Origin of the sequence: Psychrobacter glacincola (assembly GCF_904846075.1) — a bacterium.
GTDB classification, from domain to species: domain Bacteria; phylum Pseudomonadota; class Gammaproteobacteria; order Pseudomonadales; family Moraxellaceae; genus Psychrobacter; species Psychrobacter glacincola_C.
In genome coordinates this window covers 1125916-1149604 of record NZ_CAJGZH010000001.1, presented here as the reverse complement: position 1 = coordinate 1149604, position 23689 = coordinate 1125916, and the positions used below count along the sequence as shown (strand labels likewise).

Genomic DNA, 23689 nt, shown 5'->3' with positions numbered 1-23689 from the left:
TTACTAAAAAACAATAGGCTAAATATAGGATGTCGCTATTTTATCAGTTATCCGACCGATAAAATAGCGCTATGACTCATTGTCTTGACGTCCTACTTGAGCACTGGCTAGCTGACTTATTGAGCTGATTGAATCTACCGAAAATCATTGCCAAGCTCTCAAAATGCCGAAATGCCAAAACAACTACGCTGACTCTGCCACCATATGCTCGCTAAAATAGCGTAATAATTCTTGAATCGCGGTGACGCGCTGTTGCGGCGTTGCCAGTTTATCAGCATCTTGATAACGAATACCAGAAGCACCGTTCATACGATAACGCTGACCATTGCTCTGAATCAACTTAATAATTGCCAAGGCATCGACTGGCGTATCAGGTGCAAACTCTAATGTCATGCTATTACTATTGGCATCAATCTTATTAATCTTTAGCGGCTCAGCTTGTATACGCAGTCCGTGGATGGCGAATAACTGCTTAGTTTGCTCTGGTAATGTACCAAAACGGTCAATCATTTCGGTACGAATATCAATCAATGCCTCTTTATCATCGGCATTACTGATGCGCTTATAAAATAACAAACGCTGATGGACATCATGCAGATATTCTTCTGGTATCAATGCTGAGCTATGCAGATTAATCTCACTAGTCAGCGACAATGGTGTGCTTAAATCGGGTTCTTTACCCGCTTTAATCGCCTTAGTTGCTCGCTCTAGCATATCCATATATAGGCTAAAGCCAATCGCCTGCATATTACCACTTTGCTGCTTACCAAGTATCTCACCAGCACCGCGAATTTCTAAGTCTTCGCTAGCCAGCATAAAACCTGCACCCAGCGTATTGGCACGTTCAATCGCATGCAATCGGCGTTTAGCATCGCCTTTGAGACCTTTGATAGAAGGCACAAGTAGATAACAATATGCTTGGTGATGACTGCGACCAACACGACCACGTAACTGATGTAATTGCGCCAAGCCAAACTTATCGGCGCGCTCAATGATGATAGTATTAGCATTCGGTACATCAATACCAGTCTCGATAATGGTGGAGCATATCAGGACGTTGAATTTTTTATGATAAAACTGCTGCATGACTTGTTCAAGTTGGCGCTCTTGCATTTGCCCGTGAGCAACCCCTACTCTCGCCTCAGGCACCAATTCACGTATGGTTTCTGCCATACGCTCAATGCTCGCCACATCATTATGTAATAAATAAACCTGCCCACCGCGCAATAGCTCGCGCAAGATAGCCTCTTTCATTAGAGCGTCGGTCTTCTGCATGACAAAGGTTTTAATCGCCAAACGACGTGCTGGCGGTGTCGCAATAATGGACATGTCACGCATACCTGAGAGCGCCATATTAAGCGTTCTCGGGATCGGCGTTGCTGTCATCGACATGCTATCCACATCGGTCTGAATCGCCTTGATACGCTCTTTATGGCGCACGCCAAAGCGATGTTCTTCATCGACAATCATCAAACCTAGATTAGAAAACTTCACATCAGGTTGTAACAGTTTATGGGTACCGATGACGATATCGACTTTACCTGCTGCTAAATCCGTCAACACCGTTTCTTGATGCTTTTTGCCGCCAAAGCGCGATAGCGTCTCGATACGCACTGGCCAATCAGCAAAACGGTCGCGGAAATTGTCTTCATGCTGACCGGCCAGCAAGGTCGTCGGCACTAGCACCGCCACCTGATAACCTGCGCTGACAGCAATGAATGCTGCCCGCATAGCCACTTCTGTTTTACCAAAACCCACATCACCGCAGATGAGCCGATCCATTGGTTGGTTTTGCCTCATGTCTTCCATCACCGCATGAATGGCATTGGCTTGATCCGGCGTTTCTTCAAAAGCAAATTGACTGGCAAACAGCTCGTACTGTGACGCATCTATTTTAAAATGAATACCAACTTTAGCCTCACGACGCGCTTGCATATTAAGTAGCTCGGCCGCCACGTCATGGATTTGCTCGAGCGCTTTTTGCTTAGCCTTATCCCATTTGCCACTACCAATTTTGTGCAATGGCGCAAGTGCTGGGTCACCGCCACTATAACGGTTAATCATTTGCAAATTAGCAACGGGCACATAAATACTGGCATCATCGGCATATTTTAAGTGAATAAACTCTTGCTCGCCATCACCCACATCTAACGTAATCAGCCCATTGTAACGCCCAATACCATGCTCGATATGCACCACTGGGCTACCTTCGGTTATCTCGGTAACACTCTTAACCAAAAACTCTTCGGACACCCCGCTTTGGCGGCGACGGCGTGTTTGCAGCACTTGCCGACCAAATAACTGCGTCTCACTAATCAGCACCAAACGCTCAGGAACATAAACCCCGCGCTCAATGGGCGCAACGGTTAAACCAACCTGCGGCAGCTTATTACCTTTAACGCTGTTGGTTTTGTCCGCTGCTAGAAACGCTGCAAAGCTGTCATAAGCCTTAATGTCAATCTTGCCTTTGAACAGCTCAATAAGAATTTCGCGACGACCCGCTGTTTCAGCAACGATCAATACTGGCGTCGCTGTTTGTGCTTGTAACGCTAAAAATTCTAATAGCTGGGTAAGAGGCTCAGCCTTTTGGTGATTAACAGCCAATTGTGGCGGCTCTTGCGCACTGAGCGTCACCAAGCCTTGCTGCTTATTTGCCGTCAGCGGCAATTGTGGCTGTAAATCTGATTGGTGTTCAACTTGTAACAATGAACTGTCTGCTAACAACGAATCACCGCTGTCAATCGCAGCGACATCCGTCATGCTAGCCAGCTCATTGCGCGCACTGAGAATCACGCGTGGATAATGATTAAGATGTTCGTTAAGAGTATTTGACAATAAATACAGCAACTCAGGCGCGACAATAGGTTTATCGATATCATGACGACGCTCTTCATAACGGCGCTGAATTTGTGACCAGTAATCTACCTGTTTTTCATTAATCAATTCATCAGTGATAAACAGCGCATCGCTTGGTAAGTAAGCAAACAAGCTACTCTCTGCTGTCCACGCTTTTAAATCAAAAAATAGCGGCTGATAATATTCAAGTCCGCTACTAGCGATACCTGCCATTACGTCTTTATGTAGCTCAAACTTGCGGCTGCTCGCATTAGGGAACATCGTGGCGAAGTTGGTACGAAACGTCTCACGCCCTTCATCAAGCGGGAACTCTTTGGCGGGTAGTATTTGGAATTGTTCGATAGGTTTTGAGATATCTGGCAGCTTGTGTAGCAGTGATAGTGACTCTTTGCCCATACTACTATCGTTGCCGCTCATCATTGTTTTGAGGTCATCAACGGTCAATGTCCGCTGGGTTTGCGGATTAAAAAAACGAATGGTCTCAATCTCATCATCAAACAAATCTAAACGTAATGGAAACGGCTGACCCATAGCAAAGATATCAATGATACTGCCACGTACCGCGAACTCACCCGGCTCAAACACATTCTCAACGGCGCGGTAACCTGCCTTTGCCAGCAATCCGCGCTGGGTATTTATATCAAATCGATCACCAACGCTCAAATCAAAATGCTGCCCAATCAACCAGCTTGGCGGTGCTACGCGATGCATTAATGCCTGTACCGAGATTAGCAGTACGCCTGTCGTTGGCATATCCGTTAATAGATTGATACGCTCACTAACAATATCTTGATGCGGTGACAGCTCATCATAGGTCAACGTCTCCCAATCGGGGAACACATAAGCATCGACGCCGCAAAATGCCAATTCCGTCTCTATCTGATTGAGCTGGTTTTGGTCACGCGTCACCACAACTTTTAATCGGTCGGCAACATTCCATAGCGGTGTTTGCACCAGACTTGCTAGCCACAAACTGCTGACTGCGCCATGCACAGGTGCCAGCCAACGCCGCTCGGCATTCTGGATAGGAAACAACTGCTGGTTAATTGGTTCAAAGGCGTCAGTCAAAGCAGTGATAGGCATAAAAAGTAGGATCAACGTTAAGAGTCAGAGAGCTATTATACGAATATTTCAGCAATTACCAAAATTTATGCCGTAACGGTTTGTCACTTAGCATTTTTATTAAAAAACCAATAGCCAAATAGCTGATAAAGATTATATTCGTATATAAAGACAGGATGATTAAATGTAAAAACCTCAACGGCTAAGCTGAGGTTTTTGAGTGCTATTTATTAAGCTAGTGTTAAATTAATGGCTTGTCGCTAGCGATAATACCGTTATTGTCTGCGTAGACAAACATACCAGAATTTAGTGTTAAATCACCAAAGCTGATTTCAATATCGGTTTGACCTTCATCGCGGCGATTCGATTTACGCGGAATGCAACCAAGCGCCATAACACCGATGTCCATTGCTGCCATATCATCAACATCACGGACGCAGCCGTACACGATAACCCCCACCCAGCCATTATCAATCGCTGACTGCGCAATCATGTCGCCTAGCAGCGCACAACGCATTGAACCACCACCGTCAACCACCAATACTTTACCGTTACCATCTTTATCTTTACCACTGCTATTCAATAACGATTTCACGCGGCTATTGTCTTCAAAGCATTTCACCGTCACAATTTCACCGCAGAATTTTTTTTTGCCACCAAAGCTATGAAAAGACTTACCTTCGATATTTGGCAAACATACCTGCGACTCAGGATTGGCATCCAATAAATCACAGGTCACAAAGTTCTCTTTATTCATTGTTGTTGATTCTGGCATATCTGACGCTCCTTGTTATGTATGATTAGTTATTCATGACTGATTATTTATGAATAGGGCTTAATTTCAATTGTTTCTTCAATTTAATACTTAGGCTATTTTTTAACTTTAGTCATCGCTAGCATTTGCTTATTTTCGATGATATCAGTGGTTTGGATAGCTGGTTCATTACGGTATTTATTACGCTGATAAACATCATGCGCACTCATCGCCATGGCAATGGCAACACGCTTTGCAGAAATAGGATGCAAGGATAGTGACTCTGATACCAAAGGCGAGATAAGCTGAAAGGCTTTTTGCCCAATACTTTCGAGCGGACGACCTTTATGCTTGCCAAGTAACAAGGACGGACGGAAAATGACTAGCTGCGTAAAACCTAGCGCCATAATAGACTGTTCAGTTTCAGCTTTTACGCGATTGTATAAAAACCGACTATGAATATCAGCATTCATGGATGATAACAAAAAGAAATTTTCGACACCTTTTTCTTGGCACAGTTTGGCAAAATTGACATTATAATCATGATCAACCTTTCGAAAGGCCTCATCGCTACCAGCCTGCTTCTTAGTCGTACCAAGACAGCTAAAAGCGTCCGTCTTTCGATCAACACCAACGCTGGCAAATATTTCAGCCAAATTATCAAAATCATTGACCTGATAAAAACGCATGCTGGTATTGATATAGCGTGGCGGACGCCTTGCAATCACAATTAACGTGTCATAAAGCTCACTAAGCTGTTTGACAAGATGCTGTCCGACCAATCCTGTCGCGCCAATTACAATTGCTTTTCGCTGCATAGCCTATCCATTTATAGTGTGTTGGAAAATAGATGATAATGAAAAATCTGATTTTAAAGCCTATCACCAAAGCTTTTTAGTCTATCCATTTATAGTGTGTTGGAAAATAGATGATAATGAAAAATCGTTTTCATCTTAGGGCGTATCCTCATTTTTAAAATGGTGATAACAATGAGATAAATCATAGTCAAATGAGGAAAATAGCGCAGATACTATCAGAATGTTAAATAGTATCGGGATATTAACCAGCTATTTGACATTTTTTTAACATTGTTTGGCAAGATTCAGCCACTTTTAGCCCATTTAGATGTCCATCGATTGAATTGAGGACATGCCCTAGTATCATACCTAAATTAACGCATAACTGAGGGTATTCTATAGAATTTATTGTAAGAGATTTTATCGGCTAAGCGATTTATTCACTCATAAGCGGTTTTTAGTGCAACAATATTGATAAATATTTCAAGAAATAGTTGAGCAGAGACACAAAAAACTGTCGTATATATGATCACACAACTTCTTTAAGCATTAATCATCAAATATATTGTTCTAAGGGCGATAATTTGCTAAGATAACCGGCTTTACACGTTAACGCTGTTTAATTATTCCAAACAGTTTTGGCGCTTGCGATGCTCTATTGCTCATTTAGGTGCCTTTAATAACAGATAGGTACTTTAATATTAGACATCGACATCATGTTTGGCGAGACGGCTGCTCGTTACCGATGATGGTTAAACCCTTTTTTATTGTAATCCACATTCATATTTTTATCTGTCTTTATCAAGGAGATTCGCGTGGCTAATACTGCACAAGCTCGTAAACGCGCCCGTCAAAACACCAAACGTCGTCAGAACTCTGCGTCACAACGCTCTATGGTTCGTACTTACTTAAAACGTGTTGATGCGGCTATCGCAGCTAAAGATTATGACGCGGCTACCGAAGCTTACAAAAAAGCGGTACCAGTTCTTGATCGTATGGCTGACAAAGGTATTATTCATAAGAATAAAGCTGCTCGTCGTAAGAGCCGCCTGAACAAAACCATCAAAGGCCTACAAGCTTAAGATTGGTAACGTTTAGACCACATCTCGCCTTTATAGCGTGATGACTAAAACCTTGTTACTGGTTCTAATACTGGGGCAAGGTTTTTTTATGTCTGATTGAAAAATGAGTAGTAATCTTTTCAATAGTATTTAGATTAAATAGTATTTAAATCCATTTTACTTCTGGTGGTAAGAGCAATGTATTAGGATGAAAGCCGGCAGCACGGTAGTCTTCTAATAAAGTATGAATCGGGCGCACATACACTTCACCGCGCCAAACGAAGTGTGCACTGGCTTGTTCAAACGGCTTATCATCAAACCACAAAAACACGCCTTCCATCATCTTTGGCCAATCATTCCAATCAATCTCGACCACATCAAACATCACTGCTAAAAAAGCAGATAACAACGTATCATGACTAACAGCAAGCATGAGATGCCCTTGCCGCGGCTGATGTTGATAAAACAGCGATAAAATATCGAGACCGCCTTGGTAAGCGTTTTTGGTACCTTCAAGATTGCCTTGCAAAAATCGATTGATAAAGTTGAGTACACCAATTTCTTTAAATACTGGATTTGCTATTTCAGGCTCAGTCACTAGGCTACCAGGCTCGACCAACAATGACTGATGCGTAATATCACGTTGTAGTCCCGCACCTGCTTGCATCAGCTGCGCCGTGTCAATACAGCGTCCAATCGGACTTGAGATACTGTCTACATCGAGCGAGTACGGTAAATGCCCTGCCAACCAACGCCCCCAAGACTTCGCTAGTACTCGACCTTTAGGTGTTAGGGGTAATTGATAACTGGCAAAACCATTGCCATCAGAGCGTTCACGTAAGGAATGTCTGGTAAATAAAATCAGCCGTTTATCTTCAGGCAATAAGCTGACTGAGGAAATCATACTATCAGGCAAGTGCGAAGGCGCCGGAGCACTTGGAGTATGACTCGCAAGTTTTTCAGCCGACAGTTTTGAGGGAGTGTTATTGAGATATTTGCTCATGGTAGCAAGCGTAGCAGATTTTTTGATATGAATGAACAAAATATCAGTTCGATTGTAACATTGCTTACGAGTCTAGGCGGTTAGACTTTAAAATAAGCGTTATTTTAAAAAGACAGATCAAGGTGACAAATAACTAAAAAGATATTTACTTTTGAATGATTAAAATTACTTAGCCGATATCAATGACTTTGTCCCACGCGAACGCTAATGCAGTGCTGCTCACTTCATTTGGATACGCACGTGGATTGACAATGACTCGTGTATTACCAATACGGTAGTCAAATGCTTCGTGTGTATGTCCATGTACCCATAGTATTGGTGCCCAATCTTCATGCATCCAGCCAGATAAATCACTGACAAAAGCTGCGTTACTTGGTAGATTCGCATACTTCTCAGACACCGATAATGGGCTAATACTATGATGACTCATTACAACAGTTTTTTTGCCAAGTGTTTTGGCGGTGATCAATGCTTGCTTTAACCATTGACGCTGCTTAGCATGGATTTGCATCGATACTTCAGGTGAAAAAAGCTCGCCTCCAGCATAGATTTGTTTATAGTCACGCATAAAGCGCATAGCAGCAGCTATAGTATCTTCATTGGCCTGATATTGGTAATCTGTCCATAAAGTACAACCTAGGATACGTATGTCACCAATATCAATATGTTGACACTGTAGAAAACGGACGCCTTGCTGCGACTGGGCATTATAATTATCCCAAGTCGCAAGCTTTTTATCAAAATGTAGCACATCTTCATTAAAGTATTCATGATTACCAGCTATCGTAATCACAGGCACTTGCAAACGTGCTGCCTGCTCTTGTAGCCATGGCATACCACTATCACTGTTAGCAGTATCGCCCGCGACTAATACCACGTCTGCATCAGTTTTGGGAATATGCCCTAGCGGATGTGACTGACGCGCATAACTGTCAATATGTAAGTCACTTAAAATCTGTAATTTCATAAGTTCTAATATCATTAAATAAACGTAAATAGTTTAGCACTTTTTGATATACCCGCAAAAATTAAAAAAAGACAGCGGATGAGGCTGTCTTTTTTATCATGCTGACACTATAAAATGCTAAACATTTTGTAAATATCCAAATATTTTATAAGTATCTAAATACCTTGGAGTATCTTTTGTAATTTAGCCGCAGGATCTGCTGCCTGAGTAATTGAACGACCAATCACCAAATAATCAGAACCATCATCTAACGCCTGTTTCGGTGTGCAAATACGCTTTTGATCATCTGCATTGTCGTCTAGCAAGCGAATACCAGGGGTAATCAATTTAAAATCCTGACCACATAGTGTCTTGAGCGTTTTAGCTTCTTGCGCTGAACAGACCACACCATCAAGACCCGCTTGCTTGGTTAATTGTGCCAATCGACTCACTTGCGCATCTAGACCATTGGTAATACCTGTTTGCATCAATGCTTGATTATCCATAGAGGTCAGCACGGTGACGGCTATCAGCAAGGTATCAAAGTTACCGTCCAACAAGCGCTGTTTAGCCAATGACATCGCCTCTAAGCCCGCGCTGGCATGCACATTCACCATCCAGACGCCAAGCTCAGCTGCCGCTAGTACCGCTTGAGCGGTAGTATTAGGAATATCATGGAATTTCAAGTCTAGAAATACGTCAAAATTACGCTGATGTAGCGCCTTAACTATCTCAGGACCACAGCGAGTAAATAGCTCTTTACCCACTTTTAAGCGGCATGATGTTGGATCTAACTGATCAGCTAATGCTATCGATGCCTCCATCGTCATATTATCTAAGGCAACGATGACTGGGGAATTCATTGTATTATTCATGGTTTTACCATATCTATATCAGAATTATCAAAACACTATATATGGACTGCTCATAGATCAGTACAAAATATAATCTAGTCTCGTTTTTGTTTGGTAAGTGTCGCGCCTTCATCTACAGTAAGTTCTTCTGCGTCTTGCACTTGCACATTGGTTGCTGTCGAACCATAAACAGCTTCTTCCACCGTTGGCGCACTTGCTTGGCGATCAATGACAGCATTGGCTTGTGTCAGTTGCGCTTGCAAGTTCACATTCGCTTTTTGCAAACGCGAGATTTCCCACTTATTCTGTAAGACACGGAAGATAAGCAGTGCCAACAAGATGCCAATAACAATACCAAGCATAAGGCATAAAATCAGTAGCAATCCTAGATTCATCGTCGGTGCTTGAGAAAATAATAAATTTACGCCAACTTCGGTATTATTTGCCAACACCAAACCAAGTGCATAAGCAAAGCTCAAAAACAGCAATACAAATAGTAAAAAGCGCATGAGACGTCTACCTCGATTTGGAATGTCGTTAGTGTTTTAAAAATAGCACTTTAAAACCTTCATCAACCCACACATTTATATGCTTATAAACTCACTAGTGATAAGTTCTAGCAAAAATGGCTGGCAAGCACTCTTGTTGGCAATTTTACCCAATAAATACTTTATAACACACTTAGCTATTTGCTACTGTATCATTGACTGCCTCACGTAATGCCTTACCTGGTTTAAAGTGCGGTATCGCTTTGGCAGGTACAGGTACGCTTTCTCCTGTTTTAGGATTTCGACCCATACGGGCACGACGATGGTGCAGACAAAAACTGCCAAAACCACGAACTTCTACGCGTCCATCATTGGCTAACGTATCGGTCATCAAGTTTAATATTTCACGTACTGCATCATCGACTACAGTATCAGTCATATTGTCACAGTTCGCACTTAAATTACTAATAAATTCGGACTTGTTAATCGCTTGCTGCATTATTACGCTTGCCTTGTTGATTAATGGATAAGATGACTGTGAATTGGACCATCATTTTCGATAGCTGGTTACTTTTAAGACAAGCTATACATCAAGATCATAAGGATAAATAGCCATTCACTAAAATAATCTCAGTGTCTTAAATAAGTAATAATTCACATCTCGTTACTCAATGTTGCAAATGATAGCGGATATTACGGTAAATGGAAATAAGAGTTTGCCCGTTTAAGCAAAAACCTCGTTGATTAAATAGTGCACTTAAAATTTAAGCAAAAAAAAAGCGACCATAGTCGCTTCTTTTATAATCTTATATCAATAACGTGCAGCTTACTGCATTTGCTCTTTGATCAAATCACCAATTGTTTTTGGCTGTGCATCAGAACTGGCAGTAGTACTAGTCGTGCTAGTGCTGCTTAGCTCTTTAATCGCTTGACGCTCTTCAGCTTCGTCTTTCGCTTTGATAGACAAGTTGATGTTGCGAGTTTTACGATCAACACTGATGATTTTCGCTTCAACGTCATCACCAACGCTCAAATGCTTAGTCGCATCTTCAACGCGATCACGTTGAATTTCAGAGGCACGTAGATACGCTTCAACTTCGTCAGCAAGCTCGATAGTAGCGCCTTTAGCATCTACTTCTTTTACTTTACCATTAACGATAGCACCGCGGTCATTGTTGACTAGGTATTCGTTGAATGGATCAGAGCTTAACTGCTTCACGCCTAGGCTAATACGGTTTGCTTCTGCATCTACTGACAATACCATTGCTTCAACGGTGTCGCCTTTATTGTAGTTACGGATAGCGTCTTCGCCAGTTTCGTTCCAAGAGATATCAGATAGATGAACAAGACCATCAATACCACCGTCTAGACCGATAAAGATACCGAAGTCAGTGATTGATTTAATCGTACCAGTGATTTTATCACCGCGCTCATGTTTCTTATCAAACTCATCCCATGGGTTAGCTAGAGTTTGTTTGATACCTAAGCTGATACGACGACGTTCTTCATCGATATCAAGAATCATTACTTCAACTTCATCGCCCACTTGAACAACTTTTGATGGGTGGATGTTTTTGTTGGTATGATCCATTTCTGACACGTGTACTAGACCTTCAATACCTTCAGAAATCTCAGCGAAACAACCATAATCAGTTAAGTTGGTGACGCGTGCTTTAACCACACTACCTACTGGGTAAGTGCCGCCAACGTTATCCCAAGGATCAGTACCAAGTTGTTTTAGACCTAGGCTAACGCGATTGCGCTCACGGTCAAACTTCAATACTTTAACTTTTAGGTCTTGACCAACTTCAACAACTTCAGATGGATGCTTGATACGGCGCCATGCCATGTCAGTGATGTGCAATAGACCATCGATACCACCTAGATCAACGAATGCGCCGTAATCAGTAAGGTTCTTAACGATACCTTCGATCTCGATGCCTTCTTCAAGCTTGTTCAATAGCTCTTCGCGCTCAGCTGAATTTTCAGCTTCCATAACTGCACGACGGCTAACAACAACGTTGTTGCGCTTTTGATCAAGTTTGATAACTTTGAATTCTAGCTCTTTGCCTTCAAGATGCGTGGTGTCACGGATAGGACGAACATCTACCAATGAACCTGGTAGGAACGCACGTACTGAACCGATATCTACAGTGAAACCGCCTTTAACTTTGCTTGAGATGATACCTTTTACGATTTCATCATTATCAGCGATTTTTTCAAGGAAGTTCCAAGTTTCAACACGTTTGGCTTTTTCACGTGAAAGCAAGGTTTGACCCATGCCGTTATCAACCGCTTCAACCACGACATCAACGCTATCGCCAACTTCAACTTCAAGTTCGCCTTCTTCGCTTAAAAACTCTTCACGAGCGACGATACCTTCAGATTTCAGACCAGTATCAACAGTGATCCAGTCGTTATCAATGGCCACAACAGTACCAGTGATAACCGAGCCACGCTCGATATCCAGACCTGTTTCTTCGATGCTCGCTTCAAATAGTTCAGCAAATGATTCCATTATGTCTACCTTTGTATAGCCGTATCCTGTCCAGCACAGTACGGATCAAATTTATGATTGCATAAAACGAGAATACTGGTTTTATATCCCATACAATCATATATAAAAACGTTTGTTGTTAGTAAGCACATAACTTATTAAACTCACTAGCAACAACTGTCTTATATTGCAATGCCTTATACTTTTAAATCTCTATGATTTAGAAAGAATATTTTTATCACTCTCTAGAGATTATTAGCGTCTACTACTGTGATTTTATACTAAAATCAAGCGTATAGGAAACTTTTTCATACTTACTAACTTGTTTTTATTAACTATTAAAGAAAATACCTTTATCCTGACAATGTCTTTTCACTTGTGCATAAACTTCATCAGCATCTAAGTTAGAGCTATCTAGTAGTAGAGCATCTTCTGCAGGCTTTGATGGTGCAGTCGCTCGATTCTCATCACGATCATCACGAGCTTTAATCGTCGCTAAAATCGCGTCAAAATCTGCCGTCTGACCAGCATTTATTAACTGTGTTACGCGGCGCTCGGCACGCGCTTCAGCACTGGCAGTCAAATACACTTTTACATCCGCATCTGGGAACACCACCGTTCCCATATCGCGACCATCAGCGACCAATCCAGAACGAGTTGCCATATCTTGTTGCAACTTTAGTAATGCTTGACGAACTTTTGGAAATACGGCTATTTGTGATGCATAGCCGCCCACGGTTTCATTACGAACCTGCTCACCAACCGCTTCACCATTCACTAAAATATCAACACGTCCTGATGCATTGTTAGGTACAAAAGCAATCTCTAGGCGCTGCGTTAATGCTAATACAACCATCTCGTCAATGGCTTGGCTTCCATCTGCCGCAACTAATCCCGCTTCAAATGCTTTGAGTCCAACGATACGATACAAAGCACCTGAATCTAGCAGTTGATAATTCAATGCTTGGGCTAAACGCCACGTGACCGTACCTTTACCTGCCCCACTTGGTCCATCAATGCAGATAACTGGGTAGCGCAACACTGGCGCTTGGTTATCATTACTGCCAGCACCAAAGTTATCAAGTATAGCGTTATCAGCTGTAGAAACGGTCATAATACTCACTTAATAGTAGACGATACTGATACGGCTTAGTGCATGCTAGCTGCAGAATAATATTTACTTATTTATCAAACGCTTGACAATTAATTCATCATTTCGTCATCAAATAGGGCGATATTATAGCAAAGAAACCTACCCATCACTAGCAGCAAGACTGATATCTTGTTAATTGCTTATATTGTCTTTCTTTTTTGCCGCTTTTCGTCGTTCACGGAAAAAGGTCTTAAGCATCTGGCTACTATGCTCACGACATAAGCCATTATGTACTTCGATAGCATGATTATAAAAAGGTTGTATCGGTAAATTTATCTGACTACCAACCATACCCGCTCGTGGCTCGCTTGCTGCATAAACCAATCTATCTACCCGCGCATGAATGAGCGCTCCGATACACATCGTACAAGGCTCTAAGGTAACGTATAACGTTGTCTGTAATGGTAAACGATAGTTTTTTAAGCGCGCACACGCTTCTCTTAATGCGACAATCTCGGCATGAGCGGTCGCATCGTGACGACCAATTGGCTCATTGAATCCTTGACCAATAATCTGCTGATTATGTACCAGTATCGCTCCTACTGGCACCTCTCCACACTCAGCACCTTGCCTAGCAAGTTTAAGAGCTATGTTCATCCAGCTCATATCTTGAAGTGACCAAAATGCGCTGGCTTGCATATCTTCAATAACTAACTGACTATTTGCAGTTGGATATGGCTTCAAGCTTATATTTTGTTTATGTTTCATTTATTTTGACAACTATTGCGGTAATTGCCAATCGATAGGCGTTTGCCCATACTGTACCAGATAATCATTGGTCTTAGAAAACGGCTTGGAACCAAAGAATCCACCACGATTGGCAGCAAGTGGTGATGGGTGTACAGCGGTGAGAATAAGATGCTTATCAGTATTGATATATTTGCCTTTTTTCTGTGCTTTACTGCCCCACAATATAAATACGGTATGTTCTGTTTGTTCATTAACCACATCAATCACCGCATCGGTAAACTGCTCCCAACCTTTATTTTGATGGCTATTTGGCTCACTTTCTCGCACGGTCAGAGAGCTATTTAATAGCAAAACTCCTTGCTGCGCCCAGTAAGTCAGGTCGCCATGTTTTGAGGGTGCGATACCAACGTCACTTGCCATCTCTTTTAACAAATTATTGAGTGAGGGTGGCTTTGGAATGACTTTGGGCACTGAAAACGATAAGCCCATTGCCTGCCCTGGTCCATGATAAGGATCTTGACCTAGTATCACGACTTTAACTTGTGATAAAGGGGTCAGGTTTAACGCATTAAATATTAAAGGTGCTGGCGGATAGATACTGTTTTCTGATTGATAGGCTTCTTTTAAAAACGCACGCAAGTCGTCCATATTGTTAGAAGTTAACTCGTCTGCTAACGCCGTTTTCCAATCTTCTGGCAAGCGCACATTGTCTAAAATAGCCTGCTTTTGCGCTGGCGTTTTTGGCGTTTGTTCATCGAATAATTCCATAGTATGTCCTGTTATATTTGTTATTAATTAGATAAATATCGAGTAATGATGCGTAAACCAATCTCGCACATGAATGGGAGCTCGCGATTTCATACGTTGGTTTTGTTATGAATTATAGCAATAAAAAAACGGCTACCACAGTAACATGGTAACCGTTGTTATTACATTAGTAGCAAAAACTTAGCTGGCGAGTGACTCAGAGTCTGGATGTGGCTCATGAGTCTCAACGACCGTCAAGATAATACGACTATCTGCTGATCCTTTATATGTAGAGTTATAATCCGTCTTACCACTGTACTTATCAAGCTTAACAGAATCACCATCTTGTTCATCATTAGCTTCAGGCTCTAAGGTGAGATGTACTACCCCACCATTGACCAAATCACCAAACAAAATCATACTTGCCAATGACTTTTTGATCTCATCTTGAATCAGACGCTGCATTGGGCGTGCACCCATTAGGCGATCATAGCCTTTGTGAGCCAAATAATCGCGTACTTCGTCATCAATCTCTAAGGTGACTTGTTTATCATCAAGCTGGACTTGTAGCTCAACCAAGAATTTATCAACCACAGATACCACCACGGAGGTATCTAATGGGTTAAATTGGATGATGGCATCTAGACGGTTACGGAACTCTGGCGTAAAGACACGTTTGAGCGACTCCGTATTATCACGGCTATGGTCTTGCTGAGTAAAGCCCATTGAAGAGCGGCTAATACTATCAGCACCGACATTGGTCGTCATAATCACAATGACTTGCTTAAAGATAGCCACACGACCATTGTTATCAGTCAACGTACCATGATCCATCACTTGCAGTAACAAGTTGAAGACATCAGGGTGCGCTTTTTCAATCTCATCAAGCAATAAAACACAATGTGGATGTTGATTGATTTTTTCAGTCAACAAACCACCTTGATCATAACCGACATAGCCAGGAGGCGCACCAATCAAACGCGATGCGGTATGGGCTTCCATATATTCTGACATATCAAACCGAACCAGTTCTACGCCTAACAAATTTGCCAATTGACGTGAAACTTCGGTTTTACCCACCCCAGTAGGACCGGCAAACATAAACGAACCAATTGGCTTATCTGGTGCTTTTAGACCGGCACGTGATAGCTTAATGGCGTCGGCTAATGTTTCAATTGCTTCATCTTGACCAAACACTAAGTGTTTAAGATCACGATCTAAGTGCTGAAGAATACTCTTATCATCACTCGATACTGACTTGGGCGGAATACGTGCAAGCTTGGCAACAATCGCCTCAATATCTGCCACATCGATTTTCATTGGTGGTTTTTTCTTAGCCTTGGCACTTTTTGACTCACTGAACGATTTGGCACGATCATTGGCTTTTGCAGTTTCCGCTTCATCCTGCATTTCGCTATCGCTATACGTGTCGCCATCGAGACCCTCAACATCGGCATCAATCTGAGCATCAAAATCTTGCTCTATATCCGCAATGAAGATTTCTTCTGCATCAATATCATCAGCATCAGGAATCACGCCTAAACGCTTATAGGCACCTGCTTCGTCAATCACATCAATCGCTTTATCTGGTAAGAAACGCTCGTGAATATGCTTAGCAGATAATTGAACGGCGGTGACCAACGCTTCATCGGTATATTCAACATTATGAAATTCCTCATAACGAGGCTTCAGACCGCGCAAAATATCAATTGTATCGTCGACACTCGGCTCTTTGACATCAATCTTCTGGAAACGACGTGACAGTGCATGGTCTTTTTCAAACACTTGACGGTATTCGGTAAAGGTAGTTGAGCCGATACAGCGCAGCTCACCATTAGCAAGTGCTGGCTTAATCAAGTTTGATACGTCCATATTGCTACTCATTGACGACCCTGCGCCAATAATCATATGAATCTCATCAATAAACAAGATCGCATTGGGCTTCTTCTTTAGCGCATCAAGCAGCGACTTCATGCGTTTTTCGAAATCACCACGGTATTTGGTACCAGCGATTAATGAGCCGATATCAAGGCTATAAATCACGCAGCCATTCAATGGTTTCGGTGCTTTATCATTAATAATCAACCACGCCAAACCTTCAGCGATAGAGGTCTTACCAACGCCTGGCTCACCAACCAATAACGGGTTATTTTTACGGCGACGACATAATACTTGCGCGGCTCGCTCAATTTCAGGGCCACGTCCAATTAACGGATCGGTCTTACCTTCAGCCGCACGCTGGTTTAGGTTGGTCGCAAACTCAACCAAGGGATCTTTACTGGTTTTTTCTGAGGCACTACGGCGCTCACCCGTCATAGAAGCACGTGGCTCAGATGGCTCGTCTTTATCTTGACCATGCGATAAGTATTGGGTCAACTCAAGACGACTAATACCCTGCTTTTTGAGCAAGTAAACCGCATAAGTATCGTGCTCTGAAAACATAGATACTAAAATGTCTGAGCCTTCAACAAGGCGACCACCACCAATAGACTGCACATGGAAAATAGCACGCTGCAGAATACGATCAAAGCTTTGGGTTGGCTGCGGTGACTGCTCAGTGTCTGCGTCTACCGTTGGCGTATGCTTATTGATATAAGCTTCTAACTCGGTGCGCAGCGTTGAAACATTGGCATTACAGGCAGTTAATGTATTGGCAGCGTGAGTATTCTCTAATAACGCCAATAATAGATGCTCAACAGTGAGGTACTCATGCGATTTTTGGCGCGCAAGTGTCATTGCTAAACGCAAAGAAACTTCAAGATGACGACTTAACATAACGACTTCCTACGGTTATACCTATCTTTATAATTGATAGCTTTATGAATGAGTTAGTAAGTAAATCAGGGCGACAGATGGATTGTTCAAGGGCTAAATCTGTATTATCAAAAGACAGCGCTAAATGATATTGACCATGTATTACTCAAGTAGCAGTGCTATCTACTTATCACCAATTAAGAGTTTTGATCACTCATACTTGCTTTTCTTTATCTCAACACGATACTTAAGAAGAGTCAATCTATTAACACAGACTAAAATGTATCAAGGCGTACTGCGCATCAATATTTATAGTAAAGAAATAGTATGAAAGCTTCAAAAGCTGAGCAAATAAAGGAGAAATGGGTAATAGAATAATAAGTGAGAGAGTGAAGGATACAAATGACTTTTTTAAGCCATCAACTGATTAGATTATAGAAAAATTCAATTTAATAGGATGATTAGAAAATGATAGGAATGCAGCAATCATTTCTATAAAATTTAGACAGCTGTTTGATGTGATGACTTAATATAGATAAGGGTATATTAAAGAAAAATCAAGGTTAGGACATTTTTATAATAAGGAATTTATGAGTGACTGCTTGGATACAGAGTACCTATCAAGCTCACAATGAGCGGTTTTTAGAGCTTGAAAGGGTTTCTAAACGATAAAACCATTGGAAATAATAAGATAGAAACACGAGAAGAAGATAGAACTTTAAATTCATATTTACGCTATTTTCTTATTCGCCTTGATGTGGCTCAATCTGGGTCAATAATGGATAGCCTTCACGATGTGCCAGACTATTTACCTTTTTGGCTTTGGTCTCAGCGATATCTTTAGGATAGATACCAGCAATGCCTTTGCTACTGTTATGAATCGTCAGCATAACTTCGACTGCCGAATCCATACTATGACGAAATTCGGACTGCAAAATATAAACGACGAACTCCATCGGCGTATAATTATCATTATACATAACGACGGCATACATAGGCGGCTTAGCCACTTCTGGCTCTGCTACCAGTACATCTGCTTGTGGCGAGGTCTCGCCATCCGTATCACCATCTTGTGCACGGTGAGCAGGTATGGTTGGAAAGTGCCAATCAGCAACAGTTGGCAACGCTTGCAATAGGGTTTGTTTTATCATAATTGGCATACAAATTAATGGTTATATTTATAACAGAATAAAGGGCGCTAGCAGAGGTTGGCAAACGCAATGCTTATTATAGCGCTCTTAAATATGAATAGATTAAGGCTCAATCGGACTTTCGTCGACTTCAGGCAAATCTAAAAGTGATAGCGGCATATTATCAATTCGGTCGCCAAGCTTCCAATCATAGAGCTGCTCCACTTGTTGCCCGCCAGCTTGTAAGCTAAGTTTGACTTGTAACGGTTTAAAGCCTGATGGCATCATGAAACGACCACGAATACGAACGATACCTTCAATAGTATAAACTGGAGGATCTAGCGGCACCTCTACAAAATCATCGTCATTGAGCAACGTCAACGTTGGCTTTAGGCGTTTGGCTTTGCCATCGCTAGCAAGCATGCCTATATCGAAACCATATTCGAAGGCATTTTCAGGTAACGGCTCAATCTTTGCCGCTATTACCTGTAAAGGCATGCCGCCTTTGTCACGAAGGACATCAGCATATAATTCATTCAGTTGAGAGACTTGTCTATTCTCAACCGTTAATTCTTGCTGGTTTTCACGCAACTCTTTGATGTTAGCCAAGCTAATCGCCAGCTCCTGCTTAGCAGTAGCCGCTTGATTGGCCGCTATTTTATGACTAAGACGCAAATCTTCAAGCGCTTCTGTTGCCTCAGTGCTATTGATCATCGCTTGCTTGGTTTCAGTTTGCATAGAATGAAAGCCACGCTGATATCCTAATTTATGACCGAATATCAATCCAACAATGGCAGTCACCAATATGACAACGAAAAAGAGAGCCAACACCAATGTGGATGCCCCTTGTTGGGTACCACCTACCTTAGTTACTGAACTAGCATTGGTTTTAAGAGAATGCGAACTACGCTCTAAATGATACAAATCAGAGTCTTTGCACGATGAAAGTGCGGGCTGTGAGCAAAAGCGTCGTACAAGCTTGACACGCATTTAGACAATATCTCTTAACAGTAATGGCAATATTATAGCGGAATTTATAATCAATACCTAGCACCATAAATGTGAATGATTTGACCACAGCTAAACATCTGCTACGGAACAATAGGTGCAAAGTTTAGACCCATTGTTTCATCGAATCCGAACATGACATTCATATTTTGTACCGCTTGTCCTGCTGCCCCTTTTACCAAATTGTCTTGTACGACAATCACTGTCAATTCAGCCCGTTCATTGTCTTGATGCACAGCAATGCGTAAACGGTTGCTGGCGCGGACACTACGGGTATCTGGATAAATACCTTTTGGCATGACATCAATAAACGCTTCTGATTCATAGCATGTTTCAAATATCTGCTGCCAATCAATAGCAGCACCCGCATCCGTCAGCTCAAGATGAATAGAGCTCAGCATGCCACGTATCATCGGCACAAGATGCGGTAAAAAACGAATGCGATGGGTGAACTGGCTGTCTAATAACTGCGCCACGCCTTGCTCAATCTCGGGCAGGTGACGATGTCCTTCAACGCTATAAGCTTTAAAGTTATCAGTAGTTTCAGCATAATTAAGCGCAAGTGAAGCTTGGCGACCAGCGCCAGAAACACCTGACTTTGCATCGATAACGATGCGGGATTCCACCAATCTCTCTGCTTGCTTATTTTGCATGTCGATTATTGGTTTCAAACCCAAAATAGCGGTAGTCGGATAACAACCAGGATTACCGACGACTAAAGCAGTGGCAAGTTTATCCCGATTGACTTCAGGTAAACCATAAACAGCTGTCTTTAGTAGCTCAGGACAAGCATGCGACTGCTGATACCAGTGTTCAAAATCGGACAGTGACTGCAAACGAAAATCAGCAGCCAAATCAATGACTTTCACACCGGCTTGCGTTAGCGCCTCTGCTTGCTTCATCGCTACGCCATGTGGAGTGGCAAAAAAGACCACATCACACTTTTGCAGCGTTGCAAGCGTCTCATCGCCCAAGTCGCTAAAGACAATATCTGATATACCGCGTAAGCTTGGAAATATCTCATCAGCGCGTGTACCAGCTTCGCTACGCGAGGTTAGCAAATCAATAGATACTTCAGGATGCGCAGATAACAAGCGAATCAGCTCAATACCCGTATAACCTGTACCACCAACAATCGCTGCTGAAATCATAAGATATTCCTTTTTATTTTACTTGGTAAATATCAGTGTTTGTTAAACAAATCTTAGATAGAAAGCTCGATTATATACCTGAACTTTGTCATTTTTAGATTCTAGCAGCTTTAGATTTTATAATCGTGCACCGCATCGATGAATACTTTGGCATTGTCAGGATTGACCCACTGCGTAATACCATGACCTAAGTTTGCTATATAACCCGTTTTTTCGCCGCTTGCATAAGCACTATCAAGCATTGCATTTACTTCAGCACGAATCGTCGCAGGTGAACCATACAATGTTGCTGGATCCAAGTTGCCTTGAATGGCTTTACTACTCTGTAGTTTTTTATGCTGTTTGGTCAATTGACGCTGACTTTCAGCCAATACTTGGCGTGCACGATCAATGGGCATCGTCCAATCCAACCCTAAAACATCGGCTTGACTATCTGCTTGCACATCCAACCATAACCCACCACCTTTGGTAAATAATACCACTGGTATCTGCGGATGGCGTACTTTTAATTCAGCGACGATACGCTTATTATAAGCATGAGAAAAATCAATAAACTGACGATGACCAAGCGCCCCGCCCCAACTATCAAAAATCTGCAGAATTTGAGCACCAGCGACCACTTGTGCATCTAGATAATCAATGACAGAAGTGGCTAATTTATCTAATAATTGATGCAAGAAATCAGGGTTGCTATACAAAAATCCTTTAGTATAACGATAGTCTTTTGAGCTGCCGCCTTCGATCATGTAAGTGGCCAATGTCCATGGACTACCAGAGAAACCAAATAACGGCACTTGACCATTTAATGCTTTGCGGATGCTCGTCACCGCACGCATGACATAATCAAGAGAATCATTGGGTTCAAGTACTGGCAATCTATCTAAGTCTGCTTGCGTACGAATAGGATGTTTAAACTTAGGGCCTTCACCCGCCTCAAAGTATAAGCCCAATCCCATAGCGTCAGGTATGGTCAAAATATCACTAAATAAGATAGCAGCATCTAAATCATAACGGCGTAGTGGCTGTAAAGTAACTTCAGTGGCGCGGTCCGTATCTTTGCACAGACTCATAAAGTCGCCCGCTTCTGCACGAGTGGCCTTATATTCTGGTAAATAACGACCAGCTTGACGCATCATCCAGACTGGCGTGGTGTCTATTGATTCAAAGCGTAATGCCCGTAACAATCTGTCGTTCTTTAAAGGCGCAAATTCTTGCTGAATCGAGTTACTATTGTCTGAAGCACTCATGTACAAATCTCCAAAACAACACCGCATTCATGGTCATCAATGAATACGGTGCTGGATAAAATAAGTTGAATAAAAGAATATTAAAACGTTTAGATAGCGACAATCTATTCTAAAAAACCACAAATAATGAGATATTAGTTAATAACAATTTATTGGTTAATATCCCTCGTGTTAACAATCATAAAAACAATAATCATTAAAAGTATTTGTGTTTTTAGAGCATCATTTGCCGTTAATCTTTAATCAATAATATCGTGCTCATATTTGAAATTGGATGAATACCATCAATGGTCTACATGGTCAGCGCTAAATTATCACGGTGTACCATAACCACACGCTCTTCATTATTACCAAGAATTCTATCAAACTGCTCAGTACGCTCACGAGCCACTCGGCAAGCATCACGAGAGGAGAAGTTCACTTGTCCAACCGCTAAACGCTCGCCCGTATCTTGGTGTACCACCTCAACCACGTCACCTTCATCGAAATCACCGCGTACTTCCACAACGCCGACCGGTAGCAAGCTCTTGTGATGCTCGACTACTGCTTTTGCTGCGCCTGCATCGACTATTAGAGTGCCTGACATACGTAAATGCGCGGCAAGCCATTGTTTGCGTGCAATGATTTTGTCTTGATCATTGGTGGTCAATAAAGTACCAACCGCTTCGCCTGATACCACACGAGTAATAACATCATCGATAGCACCGCTCACGATAACGGTTGGACAACCACCCATCGCTGCAAGACGACCAGCACGAATTTTAGTCAGCATACCGCCGCGACCAAGCTTGCCACCATCCCCTGCAATATCAAATAAGTAATCCGCCATCGCACGCTCTTGGCGAATCATTTTTGCATTAGGATTGTCACGTGGGTTGTCCGTAAACACCCCATCTTGATCAGTCAAAATGATATATAAATCGGCATTGACCATCGCCGCCGCCATCGCGCCCAAAGTATCGTTATCACCAAACTTGATTTCATCAATGGTAATGGTATCATTTTCATTGATGACTGGGAGCACGCGCCATTCTAATAATTGTGTCAACGCGCCCGTCGTATTCAAGTAACGGCTACGATTAGACAAATCATCATGTGTTAGTAGTAGCTGCGAGCTTTGGATACCATGTTGGATTAATGCTGACCACCACGTTTCAATCAAACCCATTTGACCGATAGAAGCACAGGCCTGTAGTGCGGCTAGTTTCTTCGGGCGCTCCTCAAGGTTCATTCGTACCACACCTTCGGCAACGGCACCTGACGATACTAGCAGTACTTCGACGCCTTGCTTGTGCAATTTAGCGATCTGCTTTGCCCACTCGTATATGGCAGTTCGATCCAGCCCTCGACCGTTATTGGTTAACAACGATGAGCCAATCTTGACAATAACGCGCTGAATATCAAAGTTGCGAGTTTGTTTAATAAACCTTGCTTCTTCGGTCGTGTTTTCTATGTCACCTGCCATATAAACTCCTGTCTCTCATGTGAATT

At 42.2% G+C, this 23689-nt stretch carries 19 protein-coding genes; 1 reads left to right on the top strand and 18 read right to left on the bottom strand.

What is annotated here, in order from left to right; all coding sequences use genetic code 11:
- Nucleotides 1-183 precede the first annotated feature (183 nt).
- From mfd to JMW85_RS04890, 3 genes are all read right to left on the bottom strand, one after another.
- Nucleotides 184-3939 carry a transcription-repair coupling factor gene (gene mfd / locus JMW85_RS04900; protein ID WP_201581102.1) on the bottom strand — a complete coding sequence of 1252 codons (3756 nt, stop codon included), beginning with the start codon at nucleotides 3937-3939 and terminating at the stop codon, nucleotides 184-186.
- Nucleotides 3940-4159: 220 nt separating this feature from the next.
- The gene (gene rraA / locus JMW85_RS04895) at nucleotides 4160-4693 is read right to left on the bottom strand and encodes a ribonuclease E activity regulator RraA (RefSeq protein WP_055124409.1); all 534 of its coding nucleotides are present in this window, start codon (nucleotides 4691-4693) and stop codon (nucleotides 4160-4162) included.
- 95 nt (nucleotides 4694-4788) lie between these two features.
- Complete coding sequence (locus JMW85_RS04890) at nucleotides 4789-5490, bottom strand: NAD-dependent epimerase/dehydratase family protein (protein ID WP_055124410.1); 702 nt, start codon at nucleotides 5488-5490, stop codon at nucleotides 4789-4791.
- A 794-nt stretch (nucleotides 5491-6284) separates the two neighbouring features.
- Here JMW85_RS04890 and rpsT point away from each other — a divergent pair.
- Nucleotides 6285-6551 (top strand): 30S ribosomal protein S20, encoded by a 267-nt coding sequence (rpsT, locus tag JMW85_RS04885; RefSeq protein WP_010200097.1) that lies wholly within the window; start codon nucleotides 6285-6287, stop codon nucleotides 6549-6551.
- Nucleotides 6552-6696: 145 nt separating this feature from the next.
- Here the strand turns inward: rpsT and JMW85_RS04880 are convergent, their stop codons facing one another.
- The 15 genes from JMW85_RS04880 to proB form a co-directional block, all read right to left on the bottom strand.
- Nucleotides 6697-7533, bottom strand: a complete 837-nt coding sequence (locus JMW85_RS04880) for a histidine phosphatase family protein (RefSeq protein WP_055124411.1) — start codon at nucleotides 7531-7533, stop codon at nucleotides 6697-6699.
- A gap of 169 nt (nucleotides 7534-7702) precedes the next feature.
- Entirely contained in the window at nucleotides 7703-8500 is a 798-nt protein-coding gene (locus JMW85_RS04875) for a metallophosphoesterase (protein ID WP_226950208.1), read from the bottom strand.
- A 155-nt stretch (nucleotides 8501-8655) separates the two neighbouring features.
- The gene (gene pyrF, locus JMW85_RS04870) at nucleotides 8656-9354 is read right to left on the bottom strand and encodes an orotidine-5'-phosphate decarboxylase (protein WP_055124413.1); all 699 of its coding nucleotides are present in this window, start codon (nucleotides 9352-9354) and stop codon (nucleotides 8656-8658) included.
- 74 nt (nucleotides 9355-9428) lie between these two features.
- Nucleotides 9429-9842 (bottom strand): lipopolysaccharide assembly protein LapA domain-containing protein, encoded by a 414-nt coding sequence (locus tag JMW85_RS04865; RefSeq protein WP_201581101.1) that lies wholly within the window; start codon nucleotides 9840-9842, stop codon nucleotides 9429-9431.
- Nucleotides 9843-10014: 172 nt separating this feature from the next.
- Nucleotides 10015-10320: an integration host factor subunit beta gene (locus JMW85_RS04860; RefSeq protein WP_045445047.1), complete on the bottom strand. Its 306-nt coding sequence runs from the start codon at nucleotides 10318-10320 to the stop codon at nucleotides 10015-10017.
- 327 nt (nucleotides 10321-10647) lie between these two features.
- Nucleotides 10648-12339 carry a 30S ribosomal protein S1 gene (gene rpsA, locus JMW85_RS04855; protein ID WP_055124414.1) on the bottom strand — a complete coding sequence of 564 codons (1692 nt, stop codon included), beginning with the start codon at nucleotides 12337-12339 and terminating at the stop codon, nucleotides 10648-10650.
- A 310-nt stretch (nucleotides 12340-12649) separates the two neighbouring features.
- Nucleotides 12650-13432, bottom strand: a complete 783-nt coding sequence (cmk, locus tag JMW85_RS04850) for a (d)CMP kinase (protein ID WP_087816139.1) — start codon at nucleotides 13430-13432, stop codon at nucleotides 12650-12652.
- A gap of 171 nt (nucleotides 13433-13603) precedes the next feature.
- Complete coding sequence (tadA, locus tag JMW85_RS04845) at nucleotides 13604-14179, bottom strand: tRNA adenosine(34) deaminase TadA (RefSeq protein ID WP_087816137.1); 576 nt, start codon at nucleotides 14177-14179, stop codon at nucleotides 13604-13606.
- Nucleotides 14180-14191: 12 nt separating this feature from the next.
- Nucleotides 14192-14929, bottom strand: a complete 738-nt coding sequence (locus JMW85_RS04840) for a uracil-DNA glycosylase (RefSeq protein ID WP_087816135.1) — start codon at nucleotides 14927-14929, stop codon at nucleotides 14192-14194.
- Nucleotides 14930-15109: 180 nt separating this feature from the next.
- Entirely contained in the window at nucleotides 15110-17683 is a 2574-nt protein-coding gene (locus JMW85_RS04835) for an AAA family ATPase (protein WP_087816133.1), read from the bottom strand.
- A 722-nt stretch (nucleotides 17684-18405) separates the two neighbouring features.
- Nucleotides 18406-18813, bottom strand: coding sequence for an ATP-dependent Clp protease adaptor ClpS (locus tag JMW85_RS04830; protein WP_087814601.1), 408 nt, complete (start codon nucleotides 18811-18813; stop codon nucleotides 18406-18408).
- Between the two features lie 102 nt (nucleotides 18814-18915).
- Nucleotides 18916-19782 (bottom strand): hypothetical protein, encoded by an 867-nt coding sequence (locus JMW85_RS04825; protein WP_087814602.1) that lies wholly within the window; start codon nucleotides 19780-19782, stop codon nucleotides 18916-18918.
- A gap of 101 nt (nucleotides 19783-19883) precedes the next feature.
- Nucleotides 19884-20951, bottom strand: a complete 1068-nt coding sequence (gene argC, locus JMW85_RS04820) for an N-acetyl-gamma-glutamyl-phosphate reductase (protein WP_055124420.1) — start codon at nucleotides 20949-20951, stop codon at nucleotides 19884-19886.
- 110 nt (nucleotides 20952-21061) lie between these two features.
- Nucleotides 21062-22198, bottom strand: a complete 1137-nt coding sequence (gene hemE, locus JMW85_RS04815) for a uroporphyrinogen decarboxylase (protein ID WP_045445031.1) — start codon at nucleotides 22196-22198, stop codon at nucleotides 21062-21064.
- A gap of 292 nt (nucleotides 22199-22490) precedes the next feature.
- Nucleotides 22491-23663, bottom strand: coding sequence for a glutamate 5-kinase (gene proB, locus JMW85_RS04810; RefSeq protein WP_045445028.1), 1173 nt, complete (start codon nucleotides 23661-23663; stop codon nucleotides 22491-22493).
- Nucleotides 23664-23689 lie beyond the last annotated feature (26 nt).